This window comes from Mesobacterium pallidum (genome assembly GCF_019966535.1).
Lineage (GTDB): Bacteria > Pseudomonadota > Alphaproteobacteria > Rhodobacterales > Rhodobacteraceae > Mesobacterium > Mesobacterium pallidum.
The window spans coordinates 1-13,040 of record NZ_JAIMID010000041.1; the positions used below are offsets into that span (position 1 = coordinate 1).

A 13,040-nucleotide genomic window follows, 5' to 3' on the forward strand; every position below is an offset into this window, starting at 1 on the left:
GATACGACAGATGCCCGAAGGTCTTCCTCTCAGCCATCGCCCTCGCCGCAATCGTCATCTACTGGCTATGAGTCCTGACCCTAGCTCTATCTTTATAGAGGCGCATGACAGCCTCAGCGACTGAACGTTGCATTGAGCCCGTTGTCATTAGGTTTGTTGCCTGCCTCACTCCGAGATACTGGTAAAAATCATCTTCGTCGGGATCGTTTGGGACGAATCTAAAGCGGTCCATGACAAGATTGGACAGTACAAGGATTTTTGTCGGTAGATGCGTTCCGTCTAAAGCATTGCGAGCGCCTGAAATTTGATCTCCTCGACTATATATTCTATCACATATCAGCCCATGAGTTCCGGACGCGCCGTACCGTTTAGAGACTTTCTTCTCAGACATCTCATCGTGAAGTTCGCAGAAACGATCCACAATGCTTGCCAGAATTCTGCTCTTACTAGTGCCGTTAGCTCCCGTGATCAGTGTAATGTGCGACCTGTCAGCCTGCGCGTTGGCTCCGAGGAAATCAAAAACCTGTGTGCCACCCTCCCCCAAAAGGAACTGCGCAGACTTTAGCTGAAATGATGGAGATGCCACAGTCTACAACCTCTTCCCGTGTAAAATCTCGCAGATTTTGCTCTTGCTGTACTTCTGACGTCTTGCTTGGTGTGAGGCTGGCATTCCATGCTCGCCACAAACATAAGCTGTTATCCTGAATGCCCTATCAAGTGTTGGACTGACATAGTTTTAGTATGAATTAGCACAGGCGCCTGCGCAATTTCTTTTTGATTTGGACTTGGCACTTATGATTAAAGCGGCGGCAGCTTCAGGCGGTCCCTATATACTCCGATACGTTTGCGAGCTCGATCTACAACGTCTCCGTAGAAAAGGAGCTCCGAGTACAGCTGTCCCAGTGTGGCCTGGCTCTCAGGCTCCTTCACGTCGTCAGTGCTAAAGAAGCCGTGCTGGCCGGGCAAACGATTGTAGCCGCGCAGGCGGATTGCATTGATGGTATCGCCTATCAGGTATCCGTAGAACTTCTTCAGCCTTCCATTGGACTTCGCGGCCAAAAGTGTGGCGTATTCCATCAGGTCGTTGTCGTGCTCGTCGAGACTAACGCCGGGCGCCTTGAACTCAACGATTACGACGGAGCCTTCCTCATGGAATAGCGCTATGTCCGGCCGGCAGCCTCCGTTCTCGTCGCCGATCCGGGTTAGCAACTCGCCCACGGCCTCATCGATGTCGGCTTCGAAGAGGTTCTGTCCGCTGTCCCATTTGATCTGGTTCAGCGGCATGTCAGACGCGATGTAGTCGTAGTAGTGGTACTCCTCGCTGAGCAACCAGACGTCGTGGTCCGAGACCTCCTCGCTGTCTTTCCGCATTGGGAAAAAGATGCTGTGGATCAGAGCCTCGTTTTTGCGGCGCTTCCCGTCGGGTAGTTCGCTCTGGACATTGAGGCCCTCCTTCACTGCCAGGTCCAGAACGTCGATCAGTGCTGACCTACGAACGACCAGTTGCGATAGGTTGGCCATGTCTATTGTCTTGAGCGAGGAGGCGAATTCCCACGAAAGGTCGTCGATCTTGCGCCGGAAGTCATCGCTGTCTGGGGCGAGCCCCTTAATCGCCTCCTTCATCGCCGAGAGGCTGGACGTCTCGTTGATCACCTGCTCCTGCAGGTTCGTCAAAACACGCTTCGCAACCTCGTTCGGGCTGTCCCCGAACTTCACGCGCGTATTCGAGTACGAGAGCATCTCCTCGGACACGCCGAAGTCCTTCGCCACGTCTTTCACAATAGTGTCCCTGGACCAATCAGGTGGCGTGATCAGATCCTGCACCTTGTCATCGAGAACCGAGAATATGTCCTCGAAGGTGACTTGCATCGCTCCGAATAGGTCGCCTGAGCCGTCGTCGAGTGGTATCTTATCGAACCCATCGCGTTGCTCGTTCACACCATCATCCAACAGGGCCCCCTCGATCAAGACGATGTGGTAGTGACCGTCAATCGCGTTGTTTTCGAACGTCTTGGTCTTGAGGTAACGACCGGTGATGAGTTCAGCGATCGACGCCTTCGCACACAATCCTATGATGTTCCGAGGCAACGGGTACTGCGCCTCGTCCAGCTTGTAGTGCGTTATGGTGAAGTCGGTCGATATCTTGTCCTCACCTTCGACGTGTTCGACTGTGATCGGCGTAACGGACGTGGGCTTGGGGATGTCTGCGGGCGTCAAAGTCCTTTCGGACTTGGTGCCCCCAAGGTCGCTGACGAACTTGATCTGGAAGTCGCCGAGGTCATCTTTCAGGCTAACAAACCTCTGCAGCAGGTTGAAGAGAACGTGTTGTCGGATCGCCTCGGCAGTGAAGGTCCGGTGTACGCTGGCGACGGACAGATTGGTCTCGCGCAGTTTCGGTACCACGTGCGAAAGGTGTATTAGGGTCCCGACTTCGCCCGTATCCCGCGCTTCCATCGTGAAATCGGTCTCTTCGATGGTCTTTCTGTCGCGAAAAAAAGGGAGAGAGATGTGCCTGAACCCGTCTCCATCTCTGTAAATGGACGATAGTGAGATCGCCGTGAAGTGGTGGAAAAACTGGACGCGACCGGCCCCCTTACATTTACCGATGCCAGGGATATTGAGGTCGTCCTTGTAGGAGGTGTCCTTAGTCAGGAAGGCCTTGCGTTGCTCTGGCCCTAGGCCGCAGCCGTTGTCCGCGCAGGTAATCTCGAGGTCATACTCCCCACCCAGCAAGTCCGCTTTCGTTGCTTTCACCTGGAGCGTCACTTCTAGAGCGACCGCGTCGGTCTCATCCGTCTTTCGGATCAGGAATGCGTCGATCGAGTTCGCCAGCAGCTCGTCCACGACCACCAATGGATTCTTACTGATGCGCGTGTTCTTCAGGCTACCGCGGATATCGAGCGTCACTGTCTGTCCTTAATCATCTAACGATTTGTTTTTCGCACTTATCCTAGCGTGCTCGCTCCAAGTCAATTTTCGCGTGCTTGGGCCTGCTCAGCCCCGTGAAGAACCGCCCCAAGCTGAACGCATTGTGGGGTCAGTATTCTTTGGCGGTACTTTGCCTATTCTGCTCGCGGACAAACGACCTTGTTGCCACAATCCCATAGGCTAGTACTGACAACGACACAGACGTGTCGCAGGTAAGCGAAGCCTTCCAGCATTTTGAGATGCCTATGGGCTGCTTAAGCAGGCCTGTCGCGGCGCGTCGCCCTTCAAGCGAAGATCGATTGAGAAGTTAACTGCATTCCGACTTCCATTGCAGCGGACGACTTTTGAACGGCAGCTTTCCCAGGTAGTCTTACTGATGATGCATTCACGGCGAATGTCAGCTCTTCCGCACTCCTTGTAGGTCACCCGGGGTTCCGCGGCGCGACCCTCGCGGAGTGTCCGTTTCGATGATCTGGCAAGGTTGAGCTCGCACGTACAGAGAATGGCCGGAAGCCGCCCTTGCTGGCGTCGCGCATGAGGTTGCATCAAGTGTAACGTCTGCAATGGCTTTGGAACTGGCCGGGGAGACCACGAGCCCCCCGCCTAAAGAGATCGCAAAGCAGTTCCAGAACGCCTGTGTCAACATCGTGCGCCCGTTGCTCGACAGGCTAGGCGCGTTCGGGCAGGCCACAGTCCTCGACGACGGCCGCTATACCGCCTGACCTGCCGCGCCAAAGCAGACAGATACCCGCGCGCCGATGCGGGTGAGGCTCGCACTCTGCCGTCCATCAGAAGGTCCCGCGTCCACAGAGGTTGCAGGTTGCAGGTATGGCGTAGCGGCACGCGGACTCCGATGCTCTGCCCGGCCGATGGGCCAGCGATGCGAGCGAAGTTCCCAAAGCCCGTAGTGGTCCCACGTTTTGCGCTCCATGAATCCCCGGCCGCGATCTGCCTTCCCGTCGTCTCCGGCCCGCCTCATAGCGCCTCTGCGGGCCTGTAGCAGCCACTGAGCACCTGCGCCGACCGGCGGAAGATACGATATGGCAGGTCACGGGGCGTAGAGGTGCGCGCCGACAGCAGGACCCGTCGGGGCCGGTTCAGGAGAAGCATGGCAGCGGACGTTCAAAGAGCACTCTTTCGGTGACGGGCGAGAGAGGCCGTTAAGAAGCATCTGGTAAGGTTTCGATTGCACAGGTAGACGGCGTGAGGCCGATAGCACCCAAGTAGACTAGGCCCGTGCAGTTGGCCCGACCGTCCCAGAGCGACGAAGAGGATGGAAGACACCGCATGAAGTCGCGCCCCTTCGACCCAAACTGGACGACGGACAACCCTACGCTAATGGCCTACTTGGATGGCCTGTGTGTGGACTTGAGCGCATTGGGCTCCCGAGTGCGCCAACGGCGACATGATGCGCAATGGCGCTTTGAGGCTTCCGTCCGGGCTATCGTGCTCGACTTGTTCCGGGCGCACGATAGTGACCCATCTCTGGAAGTGGGCATTGCGACCGGCACGACCGAATTGCAGCAGCTGAGTAGGTCGCGTTACGGTGCTGCGTTCGTGTCTGCCCGGACGTTCCGAGATGCGATGGTGGCACTGCAAGAAGGCGGGTTCGTCGAAATAAGCACTCCGCATTGGCACGATCCGGCAGGGCAGGACGGCCGGGTGGCGGCATACATGCTGTCGGGCCGCTTGGTCTCTGAGTTGTCGGATGTCGGCGCATCTCCCGTAGACCTGAGAAGGTCGAGATCGCCTGAGGGCATTCGTCTCAAGGACAGTAACAAGCACTTGGTGGAGTATGCCGATAGCGCATTTGCCAACGAAGCCCGCGAACGACTTCATACCATCAACGACATGCTGGAAGGTCACTGGGCAGACCTGGCATTGAGTGATGAGCGGCTGGCCCACGAACTGAAAGCGATGGAAGGCACGCGCGATGACGAAGCGAGCCAGTCCTTCGACTTCGCAGCACGCACAGTCCACCGCGTGTTCAATAATGAGGACTGGGAGCAAGGCGGGCGCTTCTACGGTGCTTGGTGGATTAGTTGCCCCAGCAGGCTGAGACCGTACATCCTGATCGACGGCAAGCGCACTGTGGAGGTCGACTATTCCGGCCTTCACGCGGCGATGCTTTACGCCAAGGAAGGGCAGCCTATCCCGGATGATCCATATGCGCGATGCCTAACGCGCCACGGTGACAAGGCAGAGCGAGGGCTGGTCAAGCGGACCTTCAACGCCTTGCTGAACGCAGATTCTGTTGGCAGCATTCGCGAGATAGACGAGTACTCATCGGAGATCACCGGGCGTACCTGGGGCGACTTCAAGAGGTTCATCATCGACAGTTTCCCCGAGTTCGAAACGTACTTCGGGTCCGGCGTGGGTCTGAGATTGCAGCGCAAGGACAGCGACTTAGCGGAAGCGGTCATGCTCAAGTTCGCCACCATGGGATACGCCTGCCTGCCGGTGCATGACAGCTTCATCGTGCACCACGGTTTGCAAGACGAGTTGAACGACTTCATGCGCAGGACATTCGAGGAACGGTTCGGTGCGAAGGTGAAGGTGGCTGCGGATGCAGGTGTCGGTGAAGCCGTGGACGCCGTAGACTTGCCGCACCTACACGCCATGGACCTAGATGATAAACCGCAGGGATACGCGGCACGGCTAGATGCGTTCTGGGAGCGTCATAGCGGCGTCAGAAAGGCCCTGCCCTCGTTGCAGTAGTCGTGGCGCTAGCGCGCGCCGGCCTGCTCCTTCTGGTCCACCCCAGTACCTGAAAAATATTGCAGATATACCTCCCCTCCTGAATCCATAGAGGGGGTTGTGAACTGATAATGCTCACTTACGGTCACGCCCACAGGCGCTCCCTCATTAATAGTAACGTTAAGGAGCGCCGGGGTCGTTCAGACTTGAAATCTCCTGATGGCCTCGCTGAGTTGGCTCAGCGTATAGCCTTCGCGGTTGTAGACCTCTTGCGTCACGCCGGAGCGCGCGTGTCCGACGATGCACTGGATCACGGGTTCTGAAACGTCCGCTTGGCTAAGCCTCGTCACGACCGTGTGGCGCAGGCTATGGAAGACCAGCCCCGGCTGCTTGATGCCCAGCTTGGGAAGGAAACTCTCATTGCACCAGCGCCCGAGGTTGCGGCCGTAGCCACCATTGGAGCTGTAGCTGTAGTCCGGGAACAGGCGCTTGCCTGCGCTTCGGCTCGCCACGAAGTCGAGCAAGCCCAGTTGGATCAACTCGGGGTGCAACGGCACCCTACGCCGGCCTGCCGATGACTTTACGCTCTTCGTGTCGTCGCCTTCGTCTGTGATGTTCAGAAACCAGATGTCACCGGCCTGCTGAACGTCCGCGATGGCGAGTTGGCATATCTCGTTCAGTCGCGCTCCGGTGAACAGGCCCAAGAGCATACCCCACTTGTGGCTGTCCTTGCGCACCAGTCCGGACGGGTTGTCCGTCAACTCAGTGAATATCTGGCGCGTCTGTACTGGCGTGAAGGGCTTGCGTTCGGTCGGGCTGTTCTTTGCCCTGCTGACCTTCATGCCTTCAAAGAGGGAGTGCGGCGAATGCCCGTGCCGCTCCGCCCAGTCGAAGAACATCTTGAACATCTGGATGTGGCTGTTGATCGTCTTTGGAGAAATCTTGTTGTGGCCGGGTTCCTTGATGGCCTGCATCAGCGGCATGCTCTTCAATTTGGGCTTCGTGTTCCGGCTCGCTGGCAGGGCTTGCAGCACCTTCTTCACCTCGCTCGCGTCCTGCTTCGTGATCGTGCCTAGCAGACGTTCGGGTCCGAAGTACTCGATGAGGATGTTGAGGTAGGCGCGGTTCTGACCGACCGTCTTCTTGTTCCATTGGCGGGAATGCTCCGCAATGAAATCATCCACTGCCGCGCCCAATGGCGATGACGCGGGCAGGGTGGGCGCAGGAGGTGTAGCAGCGGCTGGGTGTGCATCATCGAAGGAATAGTGCTCAAGGCGGTCAGCGGCCTCCAGAACGCGTCTGAGCATGTCTTGACGGCCCTTGCGCCACTCCCGACGCAGCGAGGGTAGGTTTTCGTCCCATTGCGCCTTTGGCAAGCCAGAAGCCTCAATGAAACGATCCATGCCGAGGTAGGTGTCAGACAGTAAGTCGTCACCATCGACCGCGTTCCCGTGGACCGCCACCTCCTGCCGCATCAAGTCGTAGGAGTGTTCGGTAAAGCCTGTGTCGTTCATCCTCTCCAGGTACTTGTCCAGTGAAGAGCGGAAGTGCCGATGCACAAGTGCGCGGATTTCGTCTTGCCTCAGCCGTGTCAAAGCCCTGTGTTCCCTTAGCAATCGGCCGCACGATGCAAGATAGCGGGCGAGATCACCAGCACGATCTGGGCACCGAGTGCGTAGGGATATTCGGACTGTGGCCCTTATTCCCTCTAAAGACGAGGCGATAGGCCAGCGGAAGTAATAAACGCCGTGCCTTGAGCGGCTTAGGTAGGATGACAGCATCATTGGGTGTGTGTCCCACTTTGTGTCACACCCGACCGCAAAGCCGGCAACCCATTGATTTAGAAAAAAATGGAGGCGAGTACCGGAATCGAACCGGTGTACACGGATTTGCAATCCGTAGGTAAGCCCCTGAAAAACAACGGCTGCGCGTTACCCAATGGCGCCGAAAACCCCGTGAACAAACCGGAAATGTTACCCGGGGCCACCAAATGATCTGGGCCTCATTCCTGACCGCCGCTGCCTATCTCTCTGCCGCCGCTCTCCTCTTCGTGGGCGTCAAATATATGCTCGCCTCCTTTGGCGCCGGCTTCGCCGCGCAGGGCGACCGGCTCAAGCAGGTCGGCCACCGCTGCCTCATCTGGGCGGCGATCATGCTGCTGGCCACGGGGCTGATCGGATGACCCCCGAAATCGACGCCATCAAGGCCGAGTTCGAAGCCTGCACCTCCATCGAGGAGGTCAACGCGAAGGCCCAGAAGCATGGCCCGCGCGTGGCCGCCCTGCGCGCCGAGGGCGGCGAAAGCAAGCTGGGCGCAATTCACATCACCAACCTCGCCGGCTGGATGCGCCGCGAGATCAAGCGACGGGAGAAGGACGCATGAGCGCCTACGCTCTGCCTCCCGGCAACATCCAGATCGCATTCTCCGGTGGCCGCACCAGCGCGTTCATGCTGCACCAGTTGCTGATGGCGAACGGCGCCCTTCCCGAGCGCGCGGTTGTCACGTTTCAGAACACGGGCCGGGAGATGCCCGAAACGCTCGATTTTGTTCAGGAGGTCGGACATCGCTGGGGCGTTCGGATCGTTTGGCTCGAGTATCGGCCCCTCGCTCCATTCTACGAGATGGTCAGCCACAACAGTGCAAGCCGAAACGGCGAGCCGTTTGATGCGCTGATCGAGCGACGCAAATTCCTTCCGAACCAGGCTGCCAGGTTCTGTACGACCGAATTAAAGGTCCGCACGGCCAAGCGATACCTTCGCAATTCGCTGTCCTGGGACTATTGGACCAATTGCGTTGGGCTTCGCGCAGACGAAAAGCAGCGATTGAAGCCAGAAGGCGTGAAGCTCGGTGATCGTTGGACTGTTTGGCAACCGCTCGCCAATGCCGGGGTTACAAAACGCCATGTCGCCGAGTTCTGGCGGCGGCAGCCCTTTGACCTTCAATTGCCCAACGTGAACGGCAACTGCTGGCTTGGGAACTGCGATGGATGCTTCCTGAAATCGGAAGCCAACCTGACTGCTTTGGCGCGAGATTATCCAGAGCGCCACGACTGGTGGGAGCGCCACGAGGAAGAAATGGCCGCGCGCTGGCCAACCATGGGGCGCCATGAGAGACTGCGCGCCATTCTGGCCCGCGACCCAGAGCTCAGCGCGAAGATGCGCCAGGCTTATGGTCGCCCGATCCGATCCAGCGTCATCGACATGATCGTCGCTCAACCACAATCGGCAGGCACATGGTCCAAGCGCTACAGCCGGCGCGAGCTGCGCCAGTTCATCGAGCGCCAGCCCGACATCAGCCTCTCAGACGAGAACCTTCTTTGCCAAGCCAGCGATGGAGAATGCACATGACCGAAACCACACCTGCCACCGACAAGCCCGACACCTACCGCGTCACCGCGGATGAGCTGCGCCAGTTCATCGAGCGCTGGGAGCGCCTGGAACAGGAGAAGAAGGACATCGCCGATCAGCAGAAGGAGGTGATGGCCGAGGCCAAGGGGCGCGGCTACGACACCGCCGTCATGCGCAAGGTCATCGCCCTTCGCAAGCGCGAGCCCGACGACATCGCCGAGGAAGAGGCGGTGCTGGAGATGTACAAGGAAGCGCTGGGGATGCAGGCATGAGCGACGGGACAATGACCTCAGAAGCCGTATCCGCCCTTAGCCAGGCTGATCTTTCCAGAGTGGTTCGGCGGATTCCGTCCGACATCCGCAAGATCATGCAAGCCAAGCCCGGCGTGTTCGTCGCCGGTGGTTTCGTCCGCGCCGTGATAGCGGGGGAGAAAGTGAACGACATCGACATGTTTGGCCCGTCTGTGGCGGTGCTGAGCGATGCCGCCAACACGCTGAAACGTGATCGTGAGAACACGCGCCTTCATAGAACGAAGAACGCGACGACTGTTATCAGCCTTGGCCGAACGCCGATCCAGTTTATTCATCGCTGGACGTTCGGCGACATCCAAAGCTGTGTCGCGTCCTTCGACTATACCGTCTGCCAGGCGGCCATCGGCGTTCGCGACGGCAAGTTCGTGTCGGTGTGCCACCGCGATTTCTACCAGCACCTTGCCGCGCGCGTCCTCGTCTACACACGGCCTGTGAGGGAGGAGGAGGCAGGGGGCTCGCTCCTGCGAGCCATCAAGTACGTGCAGCGTGGCTACCACCTGCCGGTCAATACGCTAGCTGCTGTGACCGAACGACTCGTGTCCGCATACGAGCAGGGCTCACCTGTGCCTCGCGAACAGGTTTTGCGCGGCCTGCTCCGCGAGGTTGACCCGAACCTCGCGATTGATGGGCTTGATGTCCACGACGACCACGAAACGCCGATTGAAGGGCTGGACGAATGAGCCCTCTAAGAGCCGCCCTGGCCCGGCAGCGGGCCGCTATCCATGGCACGGATCCCGCGCTTTTCCGCGACATCGCCTCCGATGCCCGCCGCCGCGCCGAAGAGGAAGCCGAGGCCGTGCACCAAGCCCAGGCCGATGAAGCATTCGCTGCGTGGGGCGATGCAATGCTGGCGTCTAGCCGAACGGAGACTTCCCGATGACCCCATACTATGTGCGCGTGGCTGGAACGAAGAAGATGCAGGGCATCTTCTGGGCCGAAACGCTCCTCGATCTTTTCTGGGCCGTCGATGAAATGGGCAACCCGTATGACTACGAATATGCGGAGCCGAGGATGCCTGGTGGGCTTTGGCATGACGCGGCAAATGTCGACACGCCAGATAGCCGGCCATACGACGAAGAGGCAGACGATGATGGGTTCACAATTCTGCCAATCGGGGAAAGCCGCGGCGAAAACACCGCCGAGGAATTGACGGAGCAGGATGATCTGGAATGGATCACCTTCCCGCCTTCTGATGAATTTTACGACCGCATTCTCGACTAGGCGCCGAGAATCGATCGCATGATTAGGAGATCATGATGGGAGAGCTATCAACGCAAGTCTGGGATCGGCGCGTCGAGCCGCCGGGCCGCCTTGAGGACTGCGAGTTCATCGACCTCTGGACCGGGGCGCGGTTTGCTCGCGCGCGCAATCGGAGCTACCGGGGGACCAGGGAACGCGGCTGGGTCTGGCGCGGCGGCCTGCACCAGCCGCGAGCGGTGTGGAAGGACGAGGCAGACGATGCGCTGCCTCAATTGCACAAACGCGGCTCTTCGTATGACTTCTGGGGAATGGGCGAAGAATTGCGCTTCGAAGATCACGAAAGTGCTTTGGGATGTGCGCGATTCATAATTGGGCTTTTCTCGGGGTTCTGGGGCACAGTGCTGCTTCTATCTGTCGTGAAGCTCGCCGGGTAATGAGCGACGTAATCGATTACTCCTTAGTTGGACAGCCAGAAGGCGACCACATCGACAATCATAAGGATGAGCACCAGCACAACCAAGCACCCACCGGCCCAAGCTATGGCGCCGATTGGGTTGAGCAACAGCCAGGCGATTAGCTCCATGTCATCCTCCTACTTGGACTGCTCCAGATTGTTGCGGTCGCGGATGATCGCGCGCACATCTGCCACCGTCATCATCAACCGCGCGTCTTCGGGCACGTCATCATCCTCGCCGGGGGCCATATCCACTAGCTGCCCGTAAAGGCGGACAATAGCCTCATCTGCGGCGGGCTTTGTGGGGCGTGCGTCTGCGTTTGTGCTCATTGCATCCTCCTATTTAGATTGACCGGAAGGAACCCACACATACAGCGCGGGTCCACCGCGATACGACCAGAACTCGAAGCCGCCACGCACCCATGCAAAGCGCCGGAAGGGGCACTGCGGTCGGGTGAGGCGACGAATGAATTTAACTTTTCTGCCAAACATGCCTTCGCTCCTATCTGGACTCGCCGTCCAAAATCATCTCCCACGCACCGATGCGGATGGTCTTGTCGACGCGATCCAGCACATCGCGAGCTTTGCGCCTGTCGCCTCGATCCACGATCACAGTTCGACTGGCCGGGTCGCCGTGCCCACAGCATGATCCGGTGGTCCAGACACCGGCATCCCAAAGCGCCTGAACCGCATCAGCGATACATGCATCCACATTGATGACAGGCCGAGCATTGTCAGCCACCCCCATCATCGCCCAATCCGGTGGGACCATGGCGCGGCCTTGATCGGTCTGCCATGGCTGGGGCTGATTGTAGCTGATGCAGAGACAGGTCATCGCGTGCGACTCCTTATGTGGATTCCGCGCTAGGCGGCGCGGGCGGCTCGACCAGCCAGAAGAATACCCCGCCGCAATGGCGCGGGTCGCGTGAAAAACCACGCGGAACGACGTCCATCGTGACGCGCCAATCTGGCCCCTTGACGTATTTCCACGCCTGCTTTCCCTCCATACTTTCGGGAACGTCCGGCCCCTCTACCCACGCCATGCCTCACTACCTTTCAGGATTTGCCACGAACGTGTAGCGGAGTGACTTCCGCCGCGCCGCGCGGCTGATAGATTTGATGGTCTCGCATGCGGATATTCCCGCCAACCGTATCGAACCGCGCAGACGTCACAGCATGCATCGCATGCCGCGCGCCAGAGTATCCCTCCATATCGCCGATCCCGATCACCTCGTATTGAGCGGCACCCATCAGGCAAAGCAGGATGCCGTGCGGCTCTGTCTCCGCTTGGTCAGCCTCGATGATGTCCGCCAATTCGCGCAACATTCTAGCCAGCGAGCGGCGCGGAGCTGGCACGCCATGAAACCCAATCACATCCGCCATGCCTCGCCTCCTACTTGGACTGCTCCAGATTGTTGCGGTCGCGGATGATCGCGCGCACATCTGCCACCGTCATCATCAACCGCGCGTCTTCGGGCACGTCATCATCCTCGCCGGGGGCCATATCCACTAGCTGCCCGTAAAGGCGGACAATAGCCTCATCTGCGGCGGGCTTTGTGGGGCGTGCGTCTGCGTTTGTGCTCATTGCATCCTCCTATTTAGATTGACCGGAAGGAACCCACACATACAGCGCGGGTCCACCGCGATACGACCAGAACTCGAAGCCGCCACGCACCCATGCAAAGCGCCGGAAGGGGCACTGCGGTCGGGTGAGGCGACGAATGAATTTAACTTTTCTGCCAAACATGCCTTCGCTCCTATCTGGACTCGCCGTCCAAAATCATCTCCCACGCACCGATGCGGATGGTCTTGTCGACGCGATCCAGCACATCGCGAGCTTTGCGCCTGTCGCCTCGATCCACGATCACAGTTCGACTGGCCGGGTCGCCGTGCCCACAGCATGATCCGGTGGTCCAGACACCGGCATCCCAAAGCGCCTGAACCGCATCAGCGATACATGCATCCACATTGATGACAGGCCGAGCATTGTCAGCCACCCCCATCATCGCCCAATCCGGTGGGACCATGGCGCGGCCTTGATCGGTCTGCCATGGCTGGGGCTGATTGTAGCTGATGCAGAGACAGGTCATCGCGTGCGACTCC

At 58.8% G+C, this 13,040-nt stretch carries 17 protein-coding genes; 9 read left to right on the forward strand and 8 right to left on the reverse strand.

The window, feature by feature from the left end; translation table 11 throughout:
* Nucleotides 1-798 precede the first annotated feature (798 nt).
* Entirely contained in the window at nucleotides 799-2,907 is a 2,109-nt protein-coding gene (locus MF270_RS27635) for a hypothetical protein (protein ID WP_238368795.1), read from the reverse strand.
* Between the two features lie 584 nt (nucleotides 2,908-3,491).
* Between MF270_RS27635 and MF270_RS27640 the strand changes: the two genes are divergently transcribed.
* Nucleotides 3,492-3,650 (forward strand): hypothetical protein, encoded by a 159-nt coding sequence (locus MF270_RS27640; RefSeq protein WP_238368796.1) that lies wholly within the window; start codon nucleotides 3,492-3,494, stop codon nucleotides 3,648-3,650.
* Nucleotides 3,651-4,215: 565 nt separating this feature from the next.
* A complete protein-coding gene (locus MF270_RS27645) occupies nucleotides 4,216-5,646 on the forward strand; it encodes a hypothetical protein (RefSeq protein WP_238368797.1) in 1,431 nt (476 codons plus the stop codon).
* 179 nt (nucleotides 5,647-5,825) lie between these two features.
* Here MF270_RS27645 and MF270_RS27650 read toward each other — a convergent pair whose 3' ends face one another.
* On the reverse strand, nucleotides 5,826-7,139 hold the full coding sequence (locus MF270_RS27650) for a site-specific integrase (protein ID WP_238368798.1): 1,314 nt from the start codon (nucleotides 7,137-7,139) through the stop codon (nucleotides 5,826-5,828).
* Between the two features lie 476 nt (nucleotides 7,140-7,615).
* Between MF270_RS27650 and MF270_RS27655 the strand changes: the two genes are divergently transcribed.
* The 7 genes from MF270_RS27655 (at nucleotide 7,616) to MF270_RS27685 (ending at nucleotide 10,917) form a co-directional block, all read left to right on the forward strand.
* Nucleotides 7,616-7,807: a hypothetical protein gene (locus MF270_RS27655; RefSeq protein WP_238368799.1), complete on the forward strand. Its 192-nt coding sequence runs from the start codon at nucleotides 7,616-7,618 to the stop codon at nucleotides 7,805-7,807.
* On the forward strand, nucleotides 7,804-8,007 hold the full coding sequence (locus MF270_RS27660; protein WP_238368800.1) for a hypothetical protein: 204 nt from the start codon (nucleotides 7,804-7,806) through the stop codon (nucleotides 8,005-8,007). The genes MF270_RS27655 and MF270_RS27660 overlap by 4 nt, the downstream gene beginning before the upstream one ends.
* Nucleotides 8,004-8,972, forward strand: coding sequence for a phosphoadenosine phosphosulfate reductase domain-containing protein (locus tag MF270_RS27665; RefSeq protein ID WP_238368801.1), 969 nt, complete (start codon nucleotides 8,004-8,006; stop codon nucleotides 8,970-8,972). Before MF270_RS27660 ends, MF270_RS27665 begins: the two co-directional genes overlap by 4 nt.
* Nucleotides 8,969-9,244, forward strand: a complete 276-nt coding sequence (locus MF270_RS27670; RefSeq protein ID WP_238368802.1) for a DUF2312 domain-containing protein — start codon at nucleotides 8,969-8,971, stop codon at nucleotides 9,242-9,244. The genes MF270_RS27665 and MF270_RS27670 overlap by 4 nt, the downstream gene beginning before the upstream one ends.
* Complete coding sequence (locus MF270_RS27675) at nucleotides 9,241-9,963, forward strand: Gabija anti-defense Gad2 family protein (protein ID WP_238368803.1); 723 nt, start codon at nucleotides 9,241-9,243, stop codon at nucleotides 9,961-9,963. Before MF270_RS27670 ends, MF270_RS27675 begins: the two co-directional genes overlap by 4 nt.
* A 196-nt stretch (nucleotides 9,964-10,159) precedes the next feature.
* Nucleotides 10,160-10,504, forward strand: coding sequence for a hypothetical protein (locus MF270_RS27680; protein WP_238368804.1), 345 nt, complete (start codon nucleotides 10,160-10,162; stop codon nucleotides 10,502-10,504).
* A gap of 35 nt (nucleotides 10,505-10,539) precedes the next feature.
* Nucleotides 10,540-10,917, forward strand: a complete 378-nt coding sequence (locus MF270_RS27685) for a hypothetical protein (RefSeq protein ID WP_238368805.1) — start codon at nucleotides 10,540-10,542, stop codon at nucleotides 10,915-10,917.
* 23 nt (nucleotides 10,918-10,940) lie between these two features.
* On the opposite strand, the gene MF270_RS28315 is transcribed toward MF270_RS27685, so the two are convergent.
* From MF270_RS28315 to MF270_RS27710, 6 genes are all read right to left on the reverse strand, one after another.
* Entirely contained in the window at nucleotides 10,941-11,066 is a 126-nt protein-coding gene (locus MF270_RS28315; RefSeq protein WP_272490906.1) for a hypothetical protein, read from the reverse strand.
* A 9-nt stretch (nucleotides 11,067-11,075) separates the two neighbouring features.
* The gene (locus MF270_RS27690) at nucleotides 11,076-11,267 is read right to left on the reverse strand and encodes a hypothetical protein (protein WP_238368806.1); all 192 of its coding nucleotides are present in this window, start codon (nucleotides 11,265-11,267) and stop codon (nucleotides 11,076-11,078) included.
* Between the two features lie 172 nt (nucleotides 11,268-11,439).
* On the reverse strand, nucleotides 11,440-11,772 hold the full coding sequence (locus MF270_RS27695; RefSeq protein WP_238368807.1) for a hypothetical protein: 333 nt from the start codon (nucleotides 11,770-11,772) through the stop codon (nucleotides 11,440-11,442).
* 221 nt (nucleotides 11,773-11,993) lie between these two features.
* Complete coding sequence (locus MF270_RS27700; RefSeq protein WP_238368808.1) at nucleotides 11,994-12,320, reverse strand: hypothetical protein; 327 nt, start codon at nucleotides 12,318-12,320, stop codon at nucleotides 11,994-11,996.
* 10 nt (nucleotides 12,321-12,330) lie between these two features.
* Nucleotides 12,331-12,522, reverse strand: a complete 192-nt coding sequence (locus MF270_RS27705) for a hypothetical protein (protein ID WP_238368806.1) — start codon at nucleotides 12,520-12,522, stop codon at nucleotides 12,331-12,333.
* 172 nt (nucleotides 12,523-12,694) lie between these two features.
* Nucleotides 12,695-13,040: hypothetical protein (locus MF270_RS27710; RefSeq protein WP_238368809.1), on the reverse strand; the 346-nt coding region annotated here is incomplete at its 5' end.